The sequence below is a fragment of the Brevundimonas abyssalis TAR-001 genome, from assembly GCF_000466985.1.
In the GTDB taxonomy this organism is placed as follows: domain Bacteria; phylum Pseudomonadota; class Alphaproteobacteria; order Caulobacterales; family Caulobacteraceae; genus Brevundimonas; species Brevundimonas abyssalis.
Map to the genome: position 1 here is coordinate 24,539 of NZ_BATC01000004.1, position 21,853 is coordinate 46,391.

The window sequence follows — 21,853 nt, forward strand, 5'->3', positions numbered from 1 at the left end:
GAAGGCGACTTGCTAACCTACCACAGTGGCTGAGCAATTTCGACCGGCGGACCGGTGTGTACGGGCTGTGCAGATCGCCTACCCGGGACATGTCCGATCCGGCCGAGGGGCTTTTTCGTTTCTTCCCCGTCCATATACGGCAGGCGAAGTAAGTGAAGCCGTACGCTTGCGACACTGGGGCTGAGAGGAGCGCATGGTTGCCGGCAACCGCCGGTGCTTTGATCCCATATTTGGCAGTGGCGCTCCGCGGCTGTTAGCGTCACTTCTTACGGCGGAGGGGCATGTGGAGCAGTTTCGGTTCAACATCAGGTTCGACGGCCTCGACGCTGATGATCATGTCATCGACATGCGCTACTTCGGCGAAGCACTGATCGGGTTAGAGCGGACCCTCTCGCTGGGGCTAAACACCCTCGCGACAGGATCAGTACCAAGCTCTCGCGGTAAGCTGGTGCTTGCGATCAGAGCGACACCGCCTCGGGACGGTTGTGTTCAGTTCGACGCCGTTGTGGAGATGTCCAAGGGCGTCCTCCCGCTGCTCAAGCCCGTTCTCATCAGTGCAGGGGCCAAGCTGGCCATGCACATAGTGGGTGCTGTGGTGAAGCGCTGGGCAGGCCAAAAAAAGCAGGCGAAGTTGGAAGTTGAGGCGATGCTGGACCTGATGCGGCTGGAGAAGGACGACCGGCAGCGTGAGCGGGAACATATCGAACGCGTGATCGAGCTGTCCCGGCCCGCCGCGGCCCAGATTGTCGCGCCTATTGGCCGGTCTTGTGAATCCCTAAGTCTGGCCGCAAATGACGATACGACCGTTTTCGACGTCCCCATGGCACAAGCTGTCCGGTCCAAGGCAGAACTGGAGGTGGGTGAAATGGAAACTCTTGTCCTCCGGGTAGATGGCGTCGTCGTACATAGCCGCTCGCTGAAGGTGGAAGATCCCAACGAACCTGGCCACTTCGTTTCGGCTGAGGTTCGCGACCCGGCCTTCACAGACGGGGAGAACATTTACACCCAGTCGGTCACGAAGATGCTTGAGGTACAGGCGAAGGCCACATACCGCGACGGACGGCTCTATCGCCTCCACATAATGGACGCGAAGCTCGCTGCGTAGTCCGACTCGACGGCACAGGACCGAGCCGCAATGTCACTGGTGCCCCCCCGGGGCGAATGTCCGGTGCCCAGAGCCGACCGTTATCATCGGGTGGAATGCAGGCGTTTGTACGGGCATTGATGGTCGTACAAACGGGGGAGCATAGATGGCTGGCGCACATTATGATGGCATAGAAGCCATCTTTCGGATCGCGAAGAAGGGCGAGGTGCTTGATACCTTTGCGATCGAGGTTCTGACGTTCCACGCTGCCGTCGAATACGAACTGGAAGTCGTGCTGCGGAAGCTGTTGCCACACCCCGACAAGCTCTTCGGCAAAGGTCCCAAACTCAGTTTCCCGCACAAGGCGCGCCTTCTGTGCGCGATGTGGCGGAAAGACCCCGCAGATGCGGACAAACTGAACCGAGTATTGAAGGCGCTCGAAGATTTGCGCAACGAGGTCGCGCACCAGGGCGACATACCGTTGAAGAGTCACAAGGCCAACCTGAGCCAAGCGTTCAGGGAGATCGAGCCACGTTGCAGTGATGATCCTTCAATGTTGGAGATCGCCCAAGGCATCAGCATGTTCATTGCCGATGACGCAGGCACCTTGGCGGACTTCTCCGAAACGCTAAGTGCGTTCGACGTTCTGGTGAATCAAAAGATGCCGTCGGTTCTAGGCGTCGCGAGACAAGAACCGGATTAGGTGCCGGCTGGGGATGGAGACGAGCCTCGCGTGCGCTCGTTCGAAGCTGCGGGCAGCCGTCACATGTGCCCCGGTTCGTACCGGGTTTCTAGCCGTCCATTTATGAACCGGTATCCGATGCTGGCGGGCGCCGGTACGCCGAAATAGCGACGAATGAAGGTCGTGGGCGGAGCTTGGCGAGTGAAGACGAAACGTTGCGCGGCGGAAAGCGTGATGCGGTTCATGCGCGCCACGCCGGGGTTCGTGGCTTCGATTACTGGGACCTCTCGAAGAGGAATGGGATTGGGCACTGGCAGCACCTGAAGCGCCACGTCCGGCGTCAAGGGAACGTGCATGGTGAACGGAATGTCCGGGGCCCACGGCTCATCAACAACGATCCCGCCGTCAGCGTAGATGAACTCGGCTGTCCCGGTGCGTTGGGAGATCATAAAGGTCGCTGAGAGGATCGTCTCGACGTAAACGCCGAAGACGTGGCCCATGTTGTCCAGAGCGGCTGACTTGGCGCTGGTGTTGTCTGGTGCGGAGAGCCGATGAAACTCGGTCAGCTTGCTGAGGTAACGTGGGTGCCGGACGAGAAGAGCGGCGACGTAGCGGGCTGCCGCCATACGGACTTCATCTGGCAAAGGATGAACGTCGATATAGCCGGGTGTGCGCATGCCCAACTGCCGGCTGACAGCCGCTTTGTCCGGGTCACCGGCGTAGGGGTGGCGCTTACGCAGGCTTGCATCCGAAAGATGGTCGATGAGTAGGCCTGCAGGCTGATCAACGGTGTTTGCGAACCAGTCCTCGATCGAAGGGTCCTTTGAATCATCCGGCCCGAAGCGGGTGTATAGCTCGGACTCGACTCCGAGGTTGATCGGATTGGCGCGAAAGCCTGTCCCGTCCGCGCGCACGACATTCACCAGGCCATCTGCGCCGGTCCAGTAGCGAGACTGAACTTGAGGCCACCAGTGATGCCGCTTGGGAGATGTCATTCCGCTTAGGTAGCCTGACTCGTCAGCGTAGAGGTGCCTATGAGGCCGAAGCCGGGATTTCTACCGGGTCTGCTCCTCGGCAGCCAGCGGCGGACTACCGTGAACGGCTTCGATCTACTTCCGTAATTCTCTCGCGGGGCGCGCTGCGTCCCAAGGTCCTAGCGAGTTCGGCGCTTCCCGCAAACTCTTCGCGCCCATACCGCAAGCTGGCCGCGTCACGGTGCCGGCTCATCGCCACATACGACGCATGTCGATTCATGCTCCGGCTGGCGAGAACGTAGGTCCTGTCGACCGTCGCTCCCTGCATCTTGTGGACCGTCGCCGCGTACCCGTGCGCCAGGTCCGCATAGTCTTTGCGGTCGAACCGTACGTGGCGGCCGTCATCCAGCCTTACCTCCATCTCGCTTGCACTGAGCCACAGCAGAGTCCCTAGCGAGCCGTTCTTGACCCCGAGCGACCGATCATTGCGCAGGAACATTACTCGGTCGCCGATTGCGAACGCCCGTTCGCCCCGCGTGGTCTCCACCCGCTGATCGGGTCCCAGCTGACCCTCCGCCCGCAGCGCGTCCCGGGCCAGCCGGTTCAGCTCCGCCACGTCGGCTCGGGTATAGGCCATCAGCATCTGCGAACCGGTCGGTTCGCGCCTTCGGTCCGCCAGCCAGTCGTCCACCAAGGCGCGGCGGGCCTCGTCGCTTGTGTCGTGCCCATGAACAGCTCCGGCCGCCTCATAGCGGCCCAAGGCCTCGGCCGTGCGCCCGGTAGCCAGCTCCTTCGTCGCCTGCCGCTGCCAGCTCTCCCGCTGCCTGCGTACCTCCGCGATCTCGACCGCGCCGTGCCGCTCAACAATCCGCCGGAGCGGCGCACCCGCCTCTATGGCCTGAAGCTGCTCGGGATCGCCTGCCAGCACCACCTTGGCGCCAGCGCGGTCCGCTTCCTCAAGGATGCGGCGCATCTGCCGCGTGCCGACCATCCCGGCCTCGTCGATCACCAGCACGTCGCCTGCGGACAGCCGGTCACGCCCGCGCGCCCATGAATGTTCCAGGCTCGCCAGCGTCCGCGATGCGATGCCTGAACCCTTCTCAAGGTTCTCGGCGGCAATCCCGGACAAGGCCGCTCCGACGACGCGATAGCCCTCTGCCTCCCAAGCGGCGCGGGCGACGCCGAGCATGGCGCTCTTGCCGGTGCCCGCGTAGCCGACCACAGCCGCCAGCCGGCCGGACGCCAGCACATGCGCCACCGCCAGCACCTGTTCCCCGCTCAGCGGTCGGTCGGACCGCTTCTGCGCGGCGGCGGCCGCTCGCAGGGACCGCTCGGTGACGCCGCGATGATAGCCGTCCGCCAACCGATCCGACGCGCGCACCAGCGCGTCTTCGGCCCGGATCATGTCCCGGCTGGTGAAGCGCTCCCGGCCCCTGTCGTCCGGCTCAAGTCGGACCAACTCGGACGAGGCCAGAAGCCGGGCATGAAGCCGGTCGAACTGATCCTTGCCGTCGGTGTGGCGGAACACGAACCGCGCCAGGTCGTGGCGACTGAACGTCGCCTGGGTGTGGGTCAACGCTTCAAACGCCGCCGCCGGATCGCGCAGCAACCGCTCGCCGTTCCGCCGCGCGATCTCGCGATGCTCTTCGGCCCGTACCGAGGCCCGGCCGCGCGCTTCCAATCGCGCGGCGGCCGGGCCGATCTTCGACTGTGGCTCCAGCTCGACGCCTGATCCTTGAGCGGGCGGTGATCGATGCGAATGTCGAGATCGAGTTGGGCGAGACGTTCGTTGACGTGGTCGGCCCAGGCCGCACGCCAGTGTTCCAGAAGGGCGGCGCTGTTCCAGTCCCGGACCTTGGGACCGAAGCCATCGGCGGTCGCCTCCCTCAACGCCAGCATCACGTGTGCATGGGGCTTGGGCAGGCCGTTCTCGCCGACATCGCAGTGAACATTGAGGTCAGCGACCATACCGCGAGCCACGAACTCCCGCTGGACAAAGCTGCGGGCCAGCTCGATGCCGTCGTCGGGGCCGATCTCGCGCGGCAGGGCGAACTCGATCTCGCGGGCGAGCTGGGCGTCCTTGCGCTTCTCGCCCCACTCGATCTCGTTCCAGAGCGCCTGCCGGTCGGACCAGCGCTCCGGCGCGCCGTCCGGCAGCAGAATCTCGGAGTGCAGCACGCCGCTCTTGCGGCTGTAGTCGCGGTGCTGCTCGGTGCGCTCGTCGAACAGGCGCGAGGCCGAACGGTAGGCGGCCGCCGCCACGGCGCTGCGGCCGGTCGAGCGGGAGATGACCTTGGCCGAGAAGTGGTAGATAGCCACGACCGCAGCGCCCTGAAGCAAAGCGCACGTCGGAACGACGTATAAGCGCGCACTCCGGACAGCATGTCCGTCGTGACGGGCGCTCGCGTCCCGCAAGCCTACGGAGGGGGAGAAGCCGCCGTCCCTCCGTCCGGCTGGTTTTCAAGCGGCGGGTAGACGTGCGAGGCTGGTGCTTTCAACACCATCCGTGTGCGGGGCTGACTTGATGGACAATCCGACTGCCGACGCTGACCTGATCGGCATGACCGCCGACATCGTCTCGGCCTATGTTTCGAACAACCAGATCGAGGCTGGCGCGCTGGCCGGGATGATCGCCGCCGTCCACGGAGCGTTGGCCGGCACGTCGCAGCCGGCAGCGCCGGAGCCAGAGCCGCAGGCGCCAGCAGTGCCAATCAAGAAGAGCATCACCCCCGACTATCTGATCAGTCTTGAGGACGGCAGCCGCTACAAGTCGCTGCGGCGGCATCTCACGACGAAGTACGGCATGACGCCGGACGAGTACCGCGCCAAGTGGGGACTGCCGAAGGACTATCCGATGGTCGCGCCGAACTACGCCAAGGCCCGCTCCGAATTGGCGAAGGCCTCGGGCCTCGGCCAGGGCGGTCGAAAGCCAGCGGCGAAGCGCGGTCGCAAGCCCGCCGCGAAGTAGCGCCTCACGCGCGCGCCACCGCAAGCTTACGGAGGCGCGCGCGACTCACCGCCGCTCTAGACTGCCGGCTCCCCGGATCACTGCGGAGCCGCCACACATGCGCAAGCCCAAGGCCATCGACGCCGAACTGGCCGCCCTCGCCGAACGAACGGCGGCGCTAAAGGCTCGCCGCGTCGCCCAGCTCGGCGAGCTGGTCATCGCCACCGGCGCCGACGCTCTGGAGGTCGAGGCTCTGGCCGGGGCGCTTCTGTCGGCGGCAGGCGAGACGGACGCCGCCGCTCAACGCCGCTGGCGGGTCCAGGGCGAAGCCTTCTTTCGCGGAGGAAAGGCGGACAGAGCTACTCCACCGGCTTCGGGCGACAGCGGCACGGCTGGCCAAACTCCCCGCTCTGGTCCGGCGGGTTGAGGCGATGCGACGCCGGGCCGATCACCACGAACGGCAGAGCGAGCGCCGCGCTCGCACGCGCCGCCTGATCGAACTCGGCGGGCTGGTGCAGAAGGCCGGGCTGGTCGAACTGACCGGCGACGACCGCAACGTCCTGTTCGGCGGCTTCCTGCTGGTCTCCGAGATGCTGCGATCCGACCGGCGGGACGCCGTCCTAGCGGTCCTGGAGCGAAAGGGTCGGCGCGGGTTTCGGGGTGACAAGGAGTCCGCCACAGACGAAGCTCCGACCTCATGGTGATCCGCCGCGAATACCACCGGGCCGGCCGCGAGGAGCTTCGCCTTGCGAAGCAGGCCGGCAGGCGCAAGACTCGTTCGATGAAGACGAGTCTCGATCACCTGCCCGCCGGCAAGCGCCGCGAACTGGACCACGTGATCGCCGTGCTGCGCGAGGAGTTCGCCAGCGCCATCGCCAGCCGTAAGGCGGAGGGGGTTAAGGACGGACAGATCCTCAAGGTCATCCTCTACGGCTCCTATGCGCGGGGCGACTGGGTCGAGGATCCCGTTGGCCGCTACTTCTCCGACTTTGATATGCTGGTCGTTGTCAGCCACGAGAAACTGACGGACGTGCTGGAGTTCTGGGAAGGAGCCGAGAAGCGGCTGCTCAAGGACTTGGCCTCCGGAGCCGATCTGCGAACGCCCGTGAGCCTGATCGTGCACTCGCTCGATGACGTGAACGACCAGCTGACCCAAGGCCGCTACTTCTTCGTCGATATCGTCCGCGAAGGCATCGTCCTGGCCGATGAGCCCGGTCACCCGTTCGTTGATCCGCAGCCGCTGCCCGACGATGCGGCTCTGCGAGAAGCGGAGAAGTACTACCGCGAACATTTTACGGCCGGGCAACAGTTTCTCCGGCAGGCCGAACACGCCATCGCTGACGACGCGCCGAAGGTTGCGGCCTTCGATCTCCATCAGGCGGCCGAGCATTTCTACAATGCCGTGTTGCTGGTCGCGACGCTCTACACGCCGAAGTCTCACAACCTCGTCCGACTGCGGAATACCGCCGAGCCGATTGATGCTCGATTGGCTGAGGTCTGGCCGACTGAAACCAAGTTCCAGAAGCGGTGCTTCGAACTGCTGCGCGCCGCCTATGTGAAGGCGCGATACTCCGAACACTACAGGGTGACGGGCGAGGAGCTGGCGTGGATGCTGGAACGCTTGGGCGTGCTCAGGAGCGCGGTGGTGGCGATTTGTGCGGATCGGCTCAACAAATTGAGGCAGGCCGATAGGGACTGAGAAGCGCCAGCAGCGGACATTCACAGGGTGCCGGAGATTGGATGTTCATACGCCAACTCGACTGACAGGCGACACCCATTGACGACGGGTGCCTATGAGCCGATCAAAGCGCGGCAGCCTCCGGGAGATCAGAATGACCCTCAAAATCGCCGCCGCGGCAGCAGCCATCCTCGTCCTCAGCGCCGGTGCCGTACTCGCGGCGGACGCCTGCGCCTGCTGCAAGGACATGGCCCCCGGCGCCGGGATGGATTGCTGCGACGAAATGGAGGCTCCCGCCCCGGGCTTAGACGCCGCTCCGGCACCGGCACCGGCTCCAGCCCCCAAGACCCGGCAGGGCGGCGCCCACGCCGGTCCTACGCCCGGCTGAGCCGCGCAGAGCAGGATCCAGGTCCGAGGCAGGACCCAGAGGCCGATCAGGATGGCCGCGACGGGGTCCACCAGCGCCAGTCGGTGACGGTGATGACGATGGCCGCGACGATGACGCCAAGCGACCCGGGCATGGCGGCCCAGACCTCGAGATAGGCGCCCTTGATGTTGAGGCTCTTGTCCTTGCCGACCGCCGGGGCCCGCATGGCGATAAGATTGACGACAAGGCCGATGGCGGCGATCCCGAGCATGCCGAGCGAGCCGACAGGCTCCGGATCGAAGATGCTCTCGCAGAGGACATAGCCCGCCACGGCGAACAGCAGGACCACGTTGAAGGCCGCGGCCAAGATCTCGAAGCGGCGGTAGCCGAAGGAGCGCTCGTCGTCGGCCGGGGCGCTGGCCGATCCTGATCGCCTCCAGGGCGGTGGCGAGCGCCGCGGCGTCGGTGACATGTGGGCCGCGTCGGACAACAGCGCCAGGCTGTTGAACATCAGGCCGCCGATCACCTCGGCGACGAGGAAGATCTCGGTCAGGATCAGGGCGATGGTCAGCTGCCGGGCATTGGCCCCGGCCGTGTGGTCATGGGCGTGGCCGCCATGGTGGGAATGCGCCGCCGCTCAGACCTTCTCCGCCGGTCTCGCCTCGGCCCGGGCGTCCCGGAGGATATCGACGCCGCCCTTCACGGCGATCGCGGCCACGATCAGGCCCACGACCAGATCCGGCCAGGCCTGGTCCAGCCACAGAACCAGGCCGCCCGCGATCAGGATGCCGCCGTTGGAGGCGAAATCATTGAAGCTGAAGGTCTCGGCGGCCTTCATGTTCACGTCGTCGCTGCGTTGGCGCCTGATCAATTCGAGGCACACGAGATTCACGACGGCGGCCACCACCGCCATGCCCATCATCGTCCAGCCGATCGGTTCCGTGCCCATCAGCGTCCGTCTCAGCACGTCGAGCAGGACGCCCGCCGCGAAGATCAGCAGCAGAATCCCGGAGGCCCGGGCGGCGCGGGTCTTCCAGATCAGGGCGCGGCCCACAGCCAGGAAGCTGATCAGGTAGACGGCGGAGTCCGACGCATTGTCCAGGGCGTTGGCCAGCAGGGCGCTGGAATTGGCGAGCAGACCGCCGATCCCAAGCCCGACAAACAGGGCGGCGTTGAGGATCAGCACCACCAGCAGGATGCGGCGCTGGATGCCCTCCGCCTCGTCTCGTTCGCTCATCAGTCCTCGATCCCTTCCGCCTTGCGATGCTTCACCGCCTTGGCGGCGAAGGTGGGCAACACCAGCAGGGTCAACGCCGTCGCCGTCAAAAGGCCCCCGATGACCACCGTCGCCAGGGGTTTCTGGACCTCGGCCCCGGCCCCATGCGCTATGGCCATGGGGATGAAGCCGACGATGGCCACCAGGGCGGTGGTCAGGACCGCCCGCAGACGACTGGAGGCGCCTTCGATCGCGGCCTCGCGCGGCGCCAGGCCCGCGGTCAGACGCTCCCGGACCGCCTGCATGAGCACCAGGCCATTCAAGGTCGCCACCCCCGAAACGGCGATGAAGCCAACGGCCGCCGAGACCGAGAACGGCATGCCGCGCAAGAGCAGCGCCAGGGCCCCGCCGACCAGGGCGAGCGGGACGCAGGCAAACACCAGACCGGCTTCGGCGAACGACCCGAGGGCCATGAACAGCAGCACCCCGATGAGGATGAAGACGATCGGAACGACGAGGCCCAGGCGCTGTTCGGCGCGCTTGAGGTTCTCGAACTGACCGCCCCAGTCGAGCCGGACGCCGGGCGGAAGGTCGATCTGTTCCACTCGCGTCTGCGCATCGGCGACGAAGCCGCCCAGATCCCGGCCGCGGACGTTGGCCTGCACCACCATGCGCCGGCTGCCGTTGTCGCGGCTGATCTGGTTCGGGCCTTCGGCTGTCTGGATCCGCGCCACCGAGGACAGGGGCACGACCACGCCGGTCGAGGAGACGATCGGCAAGGCGGCTAGGCTGGCGGGATCGTTACGGGCCGCCTCGGGCAGGCGGACGACGACGTCGAAGCGCCGATCGCCCTCGAAGATGCGGCCCGCTTCTGTGCCGCCGATGGCCGTGGAGACTGCCTCCGAGACGTCCGCGGCCGACAGGCCGTAGTTGGCGGCCGCGAAGCGATCGACGCTGACCGTCAGCGTGGGCAGCCCCGACGTCAGTTCGACCCGCACGTCGGCGGAACCCGGCGTTTCCTCCAGGGCGCGGGCGACCTGGTTGCCCACGCGCTGCAGGGTGTCGAAGTCATCGCCATAGACGAGAACCGCCAGATCGGTCCGGACGCCGGAGATCAGCTCGTTGAAGCGTAGTTCGATCGGCTGGCTGAACTCGAAATTATTCCCGATCTGCTGACCCGCCGCCTCCTCGATGCGTTCGATGAGCGCTTCCTTCTCGAGGCCGGGATCCGGCCACTCGCCGCGGTCCTTGAGGATGATCACGCTGTCCGAGATGTTGCGTGGCATGGGATCGACGGCCGCCTCCGCCGTGCCGGTGCGCGAGAACACCGTCTCGACCTCGGGCTGCGCCTTGATGACCCGCTCGAGCGCCATCTGCATGGCCAGGGACTGATCCAGCGAAGCGGACGGCACGCGCAGGGCCTGCATGGCGATGTCGCCCTCGTCCAGGGTGGGAATGAACTCCCGACCCAGGGTGGTGAAGGCCAGGCCGCCGACGACCAGGGCGCCCAGGGCCGAGACGAGCACGATCCTGGGCTTGTCCACTGCGGCGCGGATCGCCGGCTCGATCCAGCGGCGGGCGAAGCGCAGGACGCGGGTCTCATGCTCCTGCACTTGGCCCTCGGCGTCGACGTGAACGCTCTTGGGATCGCGCACCAACAGCGCGGTCATGGCCGGTACGAAGGTGAAGGAGAAGATGAAGGCGCCGACAAGGGCGAGCATGACGGTCGCCCCCATCGGGATGAAGGTCTTGCCCTCCACGCCTTCCAGCATCAGCAGCGGCGTGAAGACCAGCAGGATGATCAGCTGGCCGAAGGCGGCGGGTTTCACCATCTGCCGCGCGGCGGCCATGGCGACGCCCAGCCGTTCGTGTCGACTGAGCATCCGGCCGAGTTGAGCCCTACGCTGGGTCATCATCAGCAAGGTGTTCTCCACCACCACCACCGCGCCGTCGACCATCAGGCCGAAGTCGAGGGCGCCGAGGCTCATCAGGTTTCCGCTGATGCCGAAGCGGTTCATGCCGATGACGGCGAACAGGAAGCTGATCGGGATCATCAGGGCGGTGATGCTCGCCGCCCGCAGGTTCCCCAGAAGCAGGAACAGCACCAGGATCACCAGCAGGGCGCCCTCGGTCAGATTGCGCGCCACTGTGCCGATGGTGGAGTTCACCAGGGCGCTTCGGTCGAGCACCGTCACCGCCTCGATCCCGGGCGGGAGGGTCTCGCGCACCTCCTCGAGGCGGTCGCCGGCGGCCAGGGCCACGGTGCGGCTGTTCCCGCCCGCGATCATCAGCGCCGTGCCGAGCACCGCCTCGTGGCCGTCACGGGTGGCGCCGCCAAGCCGCGGCGCCTGCCCGACCTCGACCGTCGCCACATCAGCGACGCGCACCACCAGCCGCCCCGATTGACGACCGGGGCCTGGGCGAGGTCTTCGATCGTGGAGGCCAATGCGTCGGTGCGAACCGTCAACGCCTCGCCGGCCCGCTGAACGTACCCGGCGCCCGCCTGGGTGTTGGCCCGCTCCAGGGCCGTGACGAGATCGCCCAGACCCAGCCCATAGGCCGACAGGCGGGCGGCGTCGGGGCGGACGGCGTACTCCTTGACATAGCCGCCGATGCTGTCGACGCCGGCGAGGCCGGGCGTGGTCCGCATCTGCGGGGCGACGATCCAGTCCTGCACGGTGCGCAGGTAGGTGGCGCGCGCCTCGGGCGTGGCCAGCCGCTCGCCCTCGGGGGTCAGATAGACGCCGCCCGGCTGCCAACCGGGCTGCCCCGGCCTGGCGAGGTTCCGGCTGTTGAACGGCAGATAGTCCACCGTCCACATCAGCACTTCGCCGAGGCCGGTGGTGATCGGCGCCAAGGCGGGCTCCACCCCTTCGGGCATGCTTTCGCGGGCTTGGGCGAGCCGCTCGGCCACCTGCTGGCGCGCGAAATAGATGTCCGTCTGGTCGGTGAAGATGACCGTGATCTGGCTGAAGCCGTTGCGGCTCAGCGAGCGGGTGCTGGTCAGGCCGGGAATCCCGGCCATCGCCGTCTCGAGCGGATAGGTGACCTGTCGCTCGATCTGCTCAGGCGCGAGCGCCGGGGCGACCGTAGTGATCTGGACCTGGCGGTTGGTGATGTCTGGAACCGCGTCGATCGGCAGCTTGGTCAGTTCGAACAGACCCAGGGCGGCGACCAGCGCGGTCGCCAGGACGACGAACCAGCGGAAGCGGACCGAGGCTTCAATGATGAGCTTGAACATGTCGCCTCCTAGTGGCCGTGCTCGGCTTCGCCCTTGGCGAGCTCGGCCTTGAGCAGGAAGGCGTTGGCGGCGGCGATGCGTTCGCCCCCTTCGAGGCCGCGCAGGATTTCCGTGCGCCCTCCCGCCTGGCGACCGGCCAGCACCGGGACGGCCCGGAAGCCGCCCTGGACCTGGACGAACACCACCGTCGCGCCTTCGATGGTCTGCACGGCTTCGCTGGGGACCGTCAGACCGCCGGTAGTGGGTTCACCGGTGACGATGGCGCCGGTGACGGCGGACCCCGCCGGCGGCAGCGACGCGCCCACAGGCCGGGCGCGAATGATCGTGGCCCCGCTGTCGGCGCCGGCGCCCGGCGCCACGCCGGTGACGACGGCGTCGAACTCCCCGTTGGGTCCTGTCGCTTTCATGCGGGATCCCGCGCGGACCTGGACGGCCAAGGCCGGCGGCGCATTGAAGACCAGCTCGATCCGGGCGGGATTGGTCACCTCGGCGACCACGCCGCCCTGCGGCACGAAGCCCCCGGGACCGACCTGCACCGAGGTGATCACGCCCGAGATCGGGCTAGCCACGCTCAGCCGTCCCGATGCGTTCGGCGATCCGGCCGCCGCGGCCCGCGCGCGGGCGGCGCGCGCCGCCGCCTCGGCGCTGAGAGATTGGGCGCGGGAGGCTTCGACCTCCTGCCGGGCCACCACGCCTTGGTCGGCGAGGTTGCGATCGCGCTGATAGGCCTGCCGCGCGGCCTCGGCCTGCGCCGCCGCCGCGTCCGCATCGGCGCGGAAGGTCGCAGCGTCGCCGCTGACCAGTGTGGCGAGGGCCTGACCGGCGCGCACGGACTGCCCGGGCGCGACCAGCACGCGCTCGACCCGGCCGCCCACCGAGGCGGCCACGGCGGCGCGCGCGTCGACCATGGGCTCGACGCGTCCGGCCAGCCGCGTCTCGGATCCGCCGCCGCCGCCGACGCTGACGACGCCGATGCCGGCGGCGCGGATCTGATCGGCGGTGAGCGGCACGACGCCTGCGGGGGCCTCGGCTCCCTCGCCTTCCGCCTGCCCCTCTTCTTCCGCTTGAGCGGCCTCCCCCTCCGCCGCCGGCGGCGCGTCAGAGCTATTGAGGGCCAGGAACAGCCCGCCGCCTCCGAGCAGGACGAGGGCGGCGGCGGCGCCGATGAGCAGCGTTCTGTTGGCTTGCAGCTTGCGCATTATTGGGCCCCTCCAAAGGGCGCGCGCCTTGCAGGCGCGCGAGATCGATTTCGGCGCGGACGCGCGCCAGGCGGGCGTCGACGGCGGCGTTGCGGGCGGTGATCAGGGCGGCGCGGGTTCCGCGCAGCTCCAGTTGCGAGATGCGCCCGGCCTCGAAGCCGATCCGGGACAGACGATAGGCTTCCTGCGACGCGGTCACCCCGGCGTCGGCCGCCGAGACGCGGCTCACCGACGCGTTGAGCCGGGCGACGGCCGCCTGACGGTCGGCCTCCGCGTCCTGCCGGGCTCCGGCCAGACGCGCGTCCGCGGCGCGGAACTCCGCCTGTGCGGCGTCGATATTGCCCCGGTTCCGATCGAACAGCGGCAGCGGCATGCTGATGCCGAAGGTTAGGGCCGTGGCGTCCTCGGCTTCGTATCGCCGGACGCCGACGCTGGCGCTGACATCCGGCCGCGCGCGCACCCGCTCGACGGCGATCCGCCGCTCGGCCGCCTCGCGTTCGGCCTCGGCGACGCGCACCGCCGGCGCCCCGGGGCGGCTTCGAGGGGCGTCCGCAGCGGCGCATCGTCCAGCAGGCTGTCGGCGATCGACGTCGCCGGCGTGGGCAACATGGCGACCGCCGTCAGGCGGGCGAAGGCCGCGTCGCGTTCCGCCTGCGCCTCGTCCCGGGTGGCGCGGGCGGCCGCCGCCTCGCTCTCGGCCTGGATGCCGCGCAGCAGGGGCTCGCGCCCCTCCTCCACGAGCACGAGGGCCGCGCGGGCGTCCGCGATGGTCAGGCCGAGCGCCTCCTCGGCCAAGGCGAAGCGCCGCTCGGCGGCCTCGGCTTCAGCATAGACGAGCGCCAGCCGTCCGGCGGCGTCGACGACCGCCTGATCGCGACGCAGCGCGGCCGTTCCGGCCTCCGCCCGCGCCACCTCGACCCGGGCGCCGCGACGGCCCCATAGTTCGAGGTCCTGCGTGAGTGAGAGCGTGGTCTCGGCGTTGTCGTAGCCGGAGAAGGGGCCGCTGCCGAACGCATTCTCCGCTTCCAGGGCCGCGGTCGGATTGGGCCGCACGCGGGCCTGACGCACCCGGGCCTCCGCCGCCTCGAGGAGGGCGTCGGCTTCAGCTGCGGACGGGCTGGCCCCGATCCGCTCGAGCAGGGTCTGGAACGATGGCGCGGGGTCGGCCCAAGCGGGGCGGGGCAGTACGGTGGTCAGCGCGACCAGAGCGCAGCCGATCGCCAGGGGCGGCAGGCGGCGAATAGGGGATGGCATGTCTCATGTCCCAGAAGGTTGACGTGAAGGCGCGCAAGCGCGGTCACGTCAGGCTCTGGGCGGGCGCTTGGGTCCGGCGGGGCTGCGGGAGGCCGGCGCTTGGTCGAGCGACGGTGCCAGGGGCGCGCGATCGAGAGCCGCGGACTTCATGTCGTTGACAGCGGGCGGAACCGTGACGCCGCTGTGATGGCAGTGACCGTGGGCGCAGGCGACAGGATCCGCCGCGCCCTCACCTTTACCGTGGCCCGCGTCTGACACGACGACCAGGTCCGATGCCGCCACGCCTTGCGAGCTTCCACCTTCGGGCGCGCAGGCGGCGGCGTCGATGGCGGAGACCAGGACGAACAGGGCCAGGAACGACGCAAGCAGCGCCGCCATCCAACCCTGCCTGGCCGAAGGGAATCCCATGCCGTCCCATATCACGGCTCGCCGCGACATCAATCGCCTCATCGTCGCACCGCCCGGTAGAGAGAGATGGATCCGGTCGCGGTCGGGATGAGGTCGATCTCCCGAACCTGCCCGAAACCGGCCTCGGCCATCAGCGTCGGCAGGACGCCGTCGGCGTTCGGCTGGGTGTTTTCGTAGCCGTCCAGCAACTGCACCAGGCGGAACAGAAGGCGCATCACGCCCGTCTGCCGGCCATAGTCGGCGACATGCAGTGTTCCGCCCAGCCTGAGCGCCCGTCGCTCGCGGCCAGACCCGCCCGCTTCTCCGACATGGGCAGTTGATGGAAGACCAGGCTCGAGACGACCTTGTTGGCGAGGCCCTCGCCCAGAAGCGTGGCGGCGTCGCGCGCGAAGCCCTGGACGAAACGGACGGTCCCACCTTCGCGGTCGGCCTTCGCCGCCGCGCGCGCCAGGATGTCGGCATCCGGGTCCAGACCGATGATCCGGGCCTCCGGGGCCCGGCGGGCCATGGCGAGCGCGAGGGAGCCGGTCCCGCAGCCGAGGTCGATGATCGTCTCGCCGGGAGACGGAGCGACCTCATCAAGCAGCCGTGCGCGCCACAACCGTTCGCGCGTCAGCAGGGCAATCGCCGGATCATAGAGGCCGCTCAGAGCCGCATGGCCGAGCGCGGGGGTGAAGCTGGCGGTCACGCCGCGGCCTTCAGTTCATCGCGCGACTGTTTCAGGATCGACCAGGCGGAGTGCAGGAAGACCACCGCCAGGATCGCGCCCGCGATCAGGTCGGGCCAGCGGGAGGCGGTCAGCCACACCGCCAGACCTGTGGCTGCAACCACCAAGCTCTGGATCAGGTCGTTGCGCGTGCATAGCCAGACCGAGCGGACATTGGCGTCGCCCTCGCGATGACGGACCAGCAGGAGCGCGGCCAGGGCGTTGGCGACGAAGCCGAGGGCACCCAGTCCGGTGATGACGAAGCCTTCGGGGGGCGCCCCGGAGGTGGCCCGCCAGACCGCATAGGCGAGGATGAACAGCGCCAGCGCCGCGAGACTGGTGCCCTTGACCATGGCCGCCCCGGATCGCACGGCGACCGAGCGTCCGATCACGGCCAGGCTGATGCCGTAGGTGGCCGCGTCGGCCAGGAAGTCGAGCGCATTGGCGCCCAAGGAGGCCGAGCCCTGCAGGGCCGCGCCGCCGGCGATGGCCAGGAAGGCGGCGCCGTTGATGGCGATCACCGCCATCAGGATGCGGCGGTACGCCGGGGTGGCGCCGTCGAACTTCACGGCCGTGCCGCAGCCGCAGCCGGAAGCCGCCGGTTCAGAGGATAAGGGACGTTCGGTCATGGATCTCCACCTGTCACCGTTGAGGATGCATCCTCCAGTCGCTCGAGGATCAAGATGAAAAATGCATCGCTTGGCGAAAGGACGGCCATGCCGGAAAACACGCCTTGATCCTCTAGTGGCTAGAGGGCTCATAAAGGCAGGAGATTCACAGGAGACCTCATGATCACAGTGCTCCCTACGCGGCGCGGCCCCGGCCGGCTTCAGGCGACGGCGTTCGGGCTGGCCGCGACGGTCGCGGGCCTGGATCAGGTCGCCAAGACGCTCGCCCGCAGCGGCCTTGAGACCGCGATCGATCTCACGCCCTTCCTGGCTCTTCGGCTCGGCTTTAATCCCGGCGTCACCTTTGGCTTGTTTGCCGACTCCGGCCCGATGGGGCGCTGGGTGTTGAGCGGCGTGACGATCCTGATCATCGGGGCGTTGCTGGCGTGGATCTGGCGGACACGAAGCGCCATGACGGGGGCGGCCGCTAGCCTCGTCGTCGGCGGAGCGGCCGGAAACCTGATAGATCGCCTGCGCTTCGGCGCGGTGACCGATTTTATCGACCTCCATTGGGGCGAGGCGCACTGGCCAACCTTCAACTTGGCCGATGCAGCCATCGTCTGCGGCGTAGGGTTGCTGTTGCTGGCCGCCCGGGAATCGAAGGCCCCGGCGGCGTCGGCGAACCTGAAGCGCGCGTCCTGATGACGTTGTCCGCCGAACAGACGGCGATCGCCATCCGGTCCGCGCTGGCGGTCGCCATAACCGTCGCTGCCGTGGTCGCGGCCTGGCTCTGGCTGCCGCCTTCGCTTCTGGGCGCCGCGGCGGACCTGACGACAGCCGATCGATTTGCCTATGCGCTCAGGACGGACCTGTTGATCCTCCTGTGGCTTGCGGGCTGCGTGAGGGTCGTCGCCAGCATCCGGTTCCGCTCCGAGGCCGACCGGCCGGGCTCCGCCTATGCGGCGCCTAGCTCCAGGCTCGCCGTGCCGGCCGCCGTGCTTCAAAATTCTCTCGAACAGACGGTCCTGGCGGTCGGCGCCCACCTGGTTCTGGCCACCGTGCTGCGCGGGGAGGAGATGATCCTGCTGCCGGTGCTGGTTGCGCTCTATCTGGTCGGCCGGGTGTTCTTCGCCCTCGGTTACGCCCGGGGCGCGGCCGCGCGCGCCTTCGGCATGGCCCTCACCGGCGCCTCCACGATCGGCGCCTTCGGCATCGCCATTGTCCTTATCGGGCTGGGCCGATGATCCCTCCTGCCCCGACGCTCTTCGGCCTTCAGCTCTCCAATCCGGGATGACGCGATGACCCTGCTCTCTTCCGCTTCGTCGGGCCTGCGCCCCATCGGCAAGCTGGCGGCCGCCACCGGGGTCAAGGTCCCGACCATCCGCTTCTATGAGGAGATCGGCCTCCTTCCCGCGCCGCCGCGCACCGCCAGCGACCGGCGCATGTATGACGACGCAGCGGAGCGCCGACTGTCGTTCATCCGGCATGCCCGCCAGCTGGGGTTCGATCTGGACTCGATCCGCTCCCTGCTGGATCTGTCCGATCACCCGGACCGCCCGTGCGCCGAGGCGAACGTCATCGCCGAACGCCACCTGGCCGAGGTGAAGCAGAAGATCGCCCAGCTCAGGGTCCTGAAGGGCGAGCTCTCGCGGATGACGGCCGAATGCGCGGGCGGCCGGGTCTCCGCCTGCAAGGTGATCGAAGCCCTGCACGATCATTCGGCGTCGCTTTAAGCGCGACAGTCTCGCGGTCCGAATGCTAATGCGAGCCGCTCACAACTAGGTTTCCCATGCGTCCTCTGCTCCGCCTGCTCGCCCTGCTGTTCGCCATGGGATTGGCCAGCCCGGCCTTGGCCCAGTCGCCGTCCGCTTCAGAGGCCCAGGTCGCCTGGCGGCTGCTGGACTATGTGGCGGTCGACTACGCCGGCGCGGTGGCCAACGGCGAGGTCGTCAACCCGGCCGAATACGGCGAGATGATCGAGTTCAGCAGCCAGATCCGGACCCGTCTGGACGCCCTGCCGGCCAACCCGGCCAAGGCCGGCTTGGTCCGGGACGCCGAGACCCTGCAGGCCGCCATTCGGAACAAGGCGGACCCGCGCGTCGTCGGCGACCAGGCCAAGGCCTTGGCCGGCGCGGTGCTCACGGCCTATCCGAGCCCGCTCGCCCCATCGTTCCCGCCCGATCTGAGCCGGGGCGCGACGCTCTATGCGGAACAATGCGCGGTGTGCCATGGCGCCACCGGCCAGGCCGACGGTCCCGGCGCCGAGGGGCTCGACCCGCCCGCGATCGCCTTCGCCGACGTGGAGCGCGCCCGTCAGCGCAGCGTGTTCGGCCTCTATCAGGTGATCGATCAGGGCCTGGAGGGCACGGCCATGGCCAGCTTCGCCCATCTGCCGGCCGAGGACCGCTGGGCCCTGGCCTTCTACGTGGGCCGCTTCGCCTTCACCGACGCCGAGGCCGCCGAAGGCGAGCGCCTCTGGAAGGGCGATCCCACGATCCGCGCCGCCTATCCCGATCTGGCCGCCGTCACCCAGGCCACGCCGGCGGAGTTGGCGAGCCGGATCGGCGAGACCAAGGCGCGGGCGGTCACCGCCTATCTGCGCCGCCACCCGGAGGCGGCCGCCCGCCCGCAGGGATCGACCTTGACCCTGGCCCGGACGCGCTTGGCGGAGAGCGAGGCCGCCTATCGCCGGGGCGACCGCAAGACCGCCACCGACCTGGCCCTGTCGGCCTATCTAGACGGCTTCGAGCCGCTGGAGCCGGCGCTCGGCGCCCGCGACGGCGCGTTGCTGCGTCGGGTCGAGACGGCCATGACCGACCTGCGCGTCTCGATCAGCCGAGGCGCGCCCGTCCAGGAGGTCGAGGACCGGGTCTCCCGCGCGAACGCCTTGCTGGACACGGCCGAACGCGCCCTTGCGCCCCAGGAGGCGGACAATCTCGCCAGCTTCCTCGGTGCCTTCACCATCCTGCTCCGCGAAGGTCTGGAAGCCCTGCTGATCGTGGTGGCGATGATCGCCCTCCTCAGGAAGGCCGAACGGCCGGAGGTGTTGCGCTACGTCCACGGCGGCTGGATCGCCGCGCTGGTCGCCGGCGGGGCCACCTGGGCGGCCGCCACCTTCTTCATCTCCATCAGCGGCGCCAGCCGGGAGCTCACCGAGGGGTTTGGCTCGCTTCTGGCGGCGGTCGTGCTCGTCTCCGTCGGCATCTGGATGCACGGCAAGTCGCATGCCGACGCCTGGCAGGCCTATATACGCGACAAGCTCTCCAAGGCGCTCTCGAAGGGTTCAGCTTGGTTCCTGTTCCTGCTGGTCTTCGTGGTGGTCTACCGGGAGGTGTTCGAGACCATCCTGTTCTATGCGGCGATCTGGACCCAAGGGGGCCATGCGGGCATGCTGGCTGGCGCCCTGACAGCGGTGGCGATCCTGGCCGTGGTGGCCTGGGCCATGCTGGCCTACAGCAAGCGCCTGCCGATCAGCAGGTTCTTCTCCTTGAGCTCAATCCTGATGGCCATTCTGTCGGTCGTGCTCATCGGCAAGGGGGTGGCGGCGCTACAGGAGGCCGGCTGGCTCGATGTCCATCCGCTCGCCTGGGTCCCCCGCATCGAAATCCTCGGCCTCTATCCGACGGTCGAGGGAGTGGCCGTCCAACTGGTCACGATCGCCATTCTCGTGATCGGGTTCGCTCGAACCTCGGTACCCAAGGCAGCTCGCCCAGATGCAGGCACATAGGGCCCAGAGCGGACGCTCCAAACCCTTGCTATGAGTCAGCAGCCGACGTTGACGTGCCAGAAGAGGGGAATGTCCGACCCTGACTCATTTCAGACCTTACCAGGGTCCGCTCTGCGCCCTCAGTCTGACGTAAGCGCCTCCAGAACCGGGCATTCCGGTACTTCCCCGCCCGAGCATTTCGCGGCGGCGTTGGCGAGGATCCGTTCCATCCGCCGCAGATCGGCAATCTTGGCGCGCACATCCTCCAGCTGCACTTCGGTCTTGTGTTTGACCTCGGCACAGGTCTGGGTCCCGGTGTCTGTCAGCGCCAGCAGCGAGCGGGTCTCCTCCATCGAGAAGCCGATATCCCGCGCACGCAGGATGAACCGTAACCGCTGCGTCAGGTCTGGCGAATAGACCCGGTAACCGTTGGCCGAACGAGGCGGCGGGGGCAGCAGTCCGACCTTCTCGTAATAGCGGATGGTTTCGAGGTTGCACCCGGTCAGCTTCGCCAATTGGGCCCGCAACAAGCCCGTCTGAAGCACCATGAAAAAAGCCCTTGTGTCTGTAGCAACTACAGGGATTACGCTGAAATCAGTCAGAAAGAAATCGAGAGAACTTATCGATGTTTTCAGCACCGGAGCCGGAGCCACCGGCATCAACGCCGGACGAGGGCGCGAAGCAGGGCCGATGGATCGCGGGCGGCGCGCTGATCGGCGCGGTGCTGGCGTCGGCCTGCTGCATCGTTCCGCTGGTGCTGGTCATGCTTGGCATTTCAGGGGCGTGGATCGCCAACCTGACGGCGCTTGAGCCGTACAAACCCTATGTCGCCGCCGTCACCCTGGCCCTGCTCGGCTACGGGTTCTGGCACGTCTATTTCAAGCCGAAGCCGCCCTGCGAGGACGGGACCTACTGCGCTCGCCCGCAATCGGCGCGGACCACGAAACTGGCCCTTTGGTTCGGGTTGGCCGTCGTCATCATCGCGCTCACCCTCAACTGGTGGGCTCCCTATTTTTACTGAGAGGAAAGACCCATGAAAAAGACATTTCTGATCGGCCTGGCCGTTGTGGCCGTGGCTGGCGTCGGTGCCGCCGTCGCGTTTGATGGACCGGCACAGAACCGTCCGGCGGCGACCGCCGCTGCCCAGCAGCAGACGACTTTCGCCATTGAGCACATGACCTGCGCCACCTGCCCGATCACGGTGCGCAGGGCGATGGAGAGCGTGCCGGGCGTCAACTCGGTCGAAGTGGACTTCGCCGCAAAGACGGCCCGCGCCACCTACGACCCGGCGCGCGCCACGGCCGCGCAGATCGCGGCCGCCTCGACCAATGCCGGCTATCCCGCCCGCGTCGTACAAAACTAGGCCCCGCAGGCAACAAGACGGCCTTCATCGGCGCCAGAGCTCCCGCCCCCCCGCATGGGGGTGGGACCAGGCCACCAACGCAATGCATCGCGTGCATCCCGGCCTCGGGCTGCAGCCGGGGAAGGCTGCGCGTCTTCAGGATCAAACGGCGTTATGGCTGACAAGGCTGACAAGACGGACGGGACCGACAGCCTGCTGCTGCGGATGGGGGTGATCGGCACCGTCATTGTGGCGCTGTGCTGCTTTGCTCCGGTGCTGGTGGTGCTGCTGGGCGTCGTCGGGCTTTCTGCGCTGACGGGCTGGCTCGATGTTGTGCTGCTGCCCGCGCTGGCCGTGTTCGCCGCGTTGACGGTCTATGCCGTCTGGCGGCGTCGGCGGCGGATGAAGACCACCTGATCGACGGCCCACCGGACAGCGCCG

At 67.8% G+C, this 21,853-nt stretch carries 26 protein-coding genes and 1 pseudogene; 13 read left to right on the top strand and 14 right to left on the bottom strand.

Annotation, left to right across the window (positions count from 1 at the left end; all coding sequences use genetic code 11):
- The first annotated feature begins 283 nt into the window (after positions 1-283).
- Complete coding sequence (locus MBEBAB_RS01845; protein WP_045318673.1) at positions 284-1,105, top strand: DUF7946 domain-containing protein; 822 nt, start codon at positions 284-286, stop codon at positions 1,103-1,105.
- Between the two features lie 145 nt (positions 1,106-1,250).
- Positions 1,251-1,787, top strand: a complete 537-nt coding sequence (locus tag MBEBAB_RS01850) for a hypothetical protein (RefSeq protein WP_045318674.1) — start codon at positions 1,251-1,253, stop codon at positions 1,785-1,787.
- Between the two features lie 59 nt (positions 1,788-1,846).
- On the opposite strand, the gene MBEBAB_RS01855 is transcribed toward MBEBAB_RS01850, so the two are convergent.
- From MBEBAB_RS01855 to mobQ, 3 genes are all read right to left on the bottom strand, one after another.
- A complete protein-coding gene (locus MBEBAB_RS01855) occupies positions 1,847-2,761 on the bottom strand; it encodes a DUF4238 domain-containing protein (protein WP_148291402.1) in 915 nt (304 codons plus the stop codon).
- A gap of 94 nt (positions 2,762-2,855) precedes the next feature.
- Positions 2,856-4,421, bottom strand: a complete 1,566-nt coding sequence (traA, locus tag MBEBAB_RS01860; protein WP_242397023.1) for a Ti-type conjugative transfer relaxase TraA — start codon at positions 4,419-4,421, stop codon at positions 2,856-2,858.
- Positions 4,313-5,059 carry a MobQ family relaxase gene (mobQ, locus tag MBEBAB_RS17055; protein WP_021696223.1) on the bottom strand — a complete coding sequence of 249 codons (747 nt, stop codon included), beginning with the start codon at positions 5,057-5,059 and terminating at the stop codon, positions 4,313-4,315. Before mobQ ends, traA begins: the two co-directional genes overlap by 109 nt.
- Positions 5,060-5,264: 205 nt before the next feature.
- Here mobQ and MBEBAB_RS01865 point away from each other — a divergent pair, with 205 nt between their 5' ends.
- The 4 genes from MBEBAB_RS01865 to MBEBAB_RS01880 all read left to right on the top strand — a co-directional run bounded on the left by MBEBAB_RS01865 (position 5,265) and on the right by MBEBAB_RS01880 (position 7,386).
- Positions 5,265-5,708 carry a Ros/MucR family transcriptional regulator gene (locus MBEBAB_RS01865; protein ID WP_021696224.1) on the top strand — a complete coding sequence of 148 codons (444 nt, stop codon included), beginning with the start codon at positions 5,265-5,267 and terminating at the stop codon, positions 5,706-5,708.
- A gap of 97 nt (positions 5,709-5,805) precedes the next feature.
- Positions 5,806-6,114, top strand: coding sequence for a conjugal transfer protein TraD (traD, locus tag MBEBAB_RS01870; protein WP_021696225.1), 309 nt, complete (start codon positions 5,806-5,808; stop codon positions 6,112-6,114).
- Between the two features lie 4 nt (positions 6,115-6,118).
- Positions 6,119-6,391, top strand: a complete 273-nt coding sequence (locus tag MBEBAB_RS01875; protein WP_021696226.1) for a conjugal transfer protein TraD — start codon at positions 6,119-6,121, stop codon at positions 6,389-6,391.
- On the top strand, positions 6,385-7,386 hold the full coding sequence (locus tag MBEBAB_RS01880; RefSeq protein ID WP_021696227.1) for a HEPN domain-containing protein: 1,002 nt from the start codon (positions 6,385-6,387) through the stop codon (positions 7,384-7,386). Before MBEBAB_RS01875 ends, MBEBAB_RS01880 begins: the two co-directional genes overlap by 7 nt.
- 413 nt (positions 7,387-7,799) lie before the next feature.
- Here MBEBAB_RS01880 and MBEBAB_RS01890 read toward each other — a convergent pair whose 3' ends face one another.
- From MBEBAB_RS01890 to MBEBAB_RS01925, 10 genes and pseudogenes are all read right to left on the bottom strand, one after another.
- Positions 7,800-8,258, bottom strand: a complete 459-nt coding sequence (locus MBEBAB_RS01890; protein WP_021696228.1) for a cation diffusion facilitator family transporter — start codon at positions 8,256-8,258, stop codon at positions 7,800-7,802.
- A gap of 111 nt (positions 8,259-8,369) precedes the next feature.
- Complete coding sequence (locus MBEBAB_RS01895; protein ID WP_021696229.1) at positions 8,370-8,969, bottom strand: cation efflux transmembrane domain-containing protein; 600 nt, start codon at positions 8,967-8,969, stop codon at positions 8,370-8,372.
- Positions 8,969-12,189: pseudogene (locus MBEBAB_RS01900) on the bottom strand (efflux RND transporter permease subunit). The gene MBEBAB_RS01895 and the pseudogene MBEBAB_RS01900 overlap by 1 nt, the downstream one beginning before the upstream one ends.
- 8 nt (positions 12,190-12,197) lie before the next feature.
- Positions 12,198-13,388, bottom strand: coding sequence for an efflux RND transporter periplasmic adaptor subunit (locus MBEBAB_RS01905; RefSeq protein WP_045318676.1), 1,191 nt, complete (start codon positions 13,386-13,388; stop codon positions 12,198-12,200).
- Positions 13,294-13,863, bottom strand: coding sequence for a TolC family protein (locus MBEBAB_RS17060; protein ID WP_242397028.1), 570 nt, complete (start codon positions 13,861-13,863; stop codon positions 13,294-13,296). The genes MBEBAB_RS01905 and MBEBAB_RS17060 overlap by 95 nt, the downstream gene beginning before the upstream one ends.
- A complete protein-coding gene (locus tag MBEBAB_RS17065; RefSeq protein WP_021696233.1) occupies positions 13,776-14,642 on the bottom strand; it encodes a TolC family protein in 867 nt (288 codons plus the stop codon). Before MBEBAB_RS17065 ends, MBEBAB_RS17060 begins: the two co-directional genes overlap by 88 nt.
- 48 nt (positions 14,643-14,690) lie before the next feature.
- Positions 14,691-15,020, bottom strand: coding sequence for a hypothetical protein (locus MBEBAB_RS15980; RefSeq protein WP_052516705.1), 330 nt, complete (start codon positions 15,018-15,020; stop codon positions 14,691-14,693).
- Positions 15,021-15,088: 68 nt separating this feature from the next.
- Positions 15,089-15,265 (bottom strand): hypothetical protein, encoded by a 177-nt coding sequence (locus tag MBEBAB_RS16750; protein WP_021696234.1) that lies wholly within the window; start codon positions 15,263-15,265, stop codon positions 15,089-15,091.
- Complete coding sequence (locus tag MBEBAB_RS01920; protein ID WP_021696235.1) at positions 15,265-15,738, bottom strand: class I SAM-dependent methyltransferase; 474 nt, start codon at positions 15,736-15,738, stop codon at positions 15,265-15,267. The genes MBEBAB_RS16750 and MBEBAB_RS01920 overlap by 1 nt, the downstream gene beginning before the upstream one ends.
- Positions 15,735-16,385, bottom strand: coding sequence for a cation efflux transmembrane domain-containing protein (locus MBEBAB_RS01925; RefSeq protein ID WP_021696236.1), 651 nt, complete (start codon positions 16,383-16,385; stop codon positions 15,735-15,737). Before MBEBAB_RS01925 ends, MBEBAB_RS01920 begins: the two co-directional genes overlap by 4 nt.
- Before the next feature lie 159 nt (positions 16,386-16,544).
- Between MBEBAB_RS01925 and lspA the strand changes: the two genes are divergently transcribed.
- From lspA to MBEBAB_RS01945, 4 genes are read left to right on the top strand one after another with little or no spacing between them, the layout of a single operon-like run.
- The gene (lspA, locus tag MBEBAB_RS01930) at positions 16,545-17,066 is read left to right on the top strand and encodes a signal peptidase II (protein ID WP_021696237.1); all 522 of its coding nucleotides are present in this window, start codon (positions 16,545-16,547) and stop codon (positions 17,064-17,066) included.
- Positions 17,066-17,608 (top strand): MAPEG family protein, encoded by a 543-nt coding sequence (locus MBEBAB_RS01935; protein WP_021696238.1) that lies wholly within the window; start codon positions 17,066-17,068, stop codon positions 17,606-17,608. The genes lspA and MBEBAB_RS01935 overlap by 1 nt, the downstream gene beginning before the upstream one ends.
- 54 nt (positions 17,609-17,662) lie before the next feature.
- A complete protein-coding gene (locus MBEBAB_RS01940; RefSeq protein WP_021696239.1) occupies positions 17,663-18,097 on the top strand; it encodes a MerR family transcriptional regulator in 435 nt (144 codons plus the stop codon).
- A gap of 56 nt (positions 18,098-18,153) precedes the next feature.
- Positions 18,154-20,091, top strand: a complete 1,938-nt coding sequence (locus MBEBAB_RS01945) for a cytochrome c/FTR1 family iron permease (protein ID WP_021696240.1) — start codon at positions 18,154-18,156, stop codon at positions 20,089-20,091.
- 119 nt (positions 20,092-20,210) lie between these two features.
- Here MBEBAB_RS01945 and MBEBAB_RS01950 read toward each other — a convergent pair whose 3' ends face one another.
- A complete protein-coding gene (locus MBEBAB_RS01950; RefSeq protein ID WP_045318677.1) occupies positions 20,211-20,618 on the bottom strand; it encodes a MerR family transcriptional regulator in 408 nt (135 codons plus the stop codon).
- A gap of 77 nt (positions 20,619-20,695) precedes the next feature.
- Here MBEBAB_RS01950 and MBEBAB_RS01955 point away from each other — a divergent pair, with 77 nt between their 5' ends.
- The 3 genes from MBEBAB_RS01955 (at position 20,696) to merF (ending at position 21,829) form a co-directional block, all read left to right on the top strand.
- Positions 20,696-21,091, top strand: a complete 396-nt coding sequence (locus MBEBAB_RS01955; protein ID WP_021696242.1) for a mercuric transporter MerT family protein — start codon at positions 20,696-20,698, stop codon at positions 21,089-21,091.
- A 12-nt stretch (positions 21,092-21,103) separates the two neighbouring features.
- A complete protein-coding gene (locus tag MBEBAB_RS15430; RefSeq protein ID WP_021696243.1) occupies positions 21,104-21,433 on the top strand; it encodes a cation transporter in 330 nt (109 codons plus the stop codon).
- A gap of 153 nt (positions 21,434-21,586) precedes the next feature.
- On the top strand, positions 21,587-21,829 hold the full coding sequence (gene merF / locus MBEBAB_RS01965) for a mercury resistance system transport protein MerF (protein WP_021696244.1): 243 nt from the start codon (positions 21,587-21,589) through the stop codon (positions 21,827-21,829).
- The last annotated feature ends 24 nt before the right edge of the window (positions 21,830-21,853 follow it).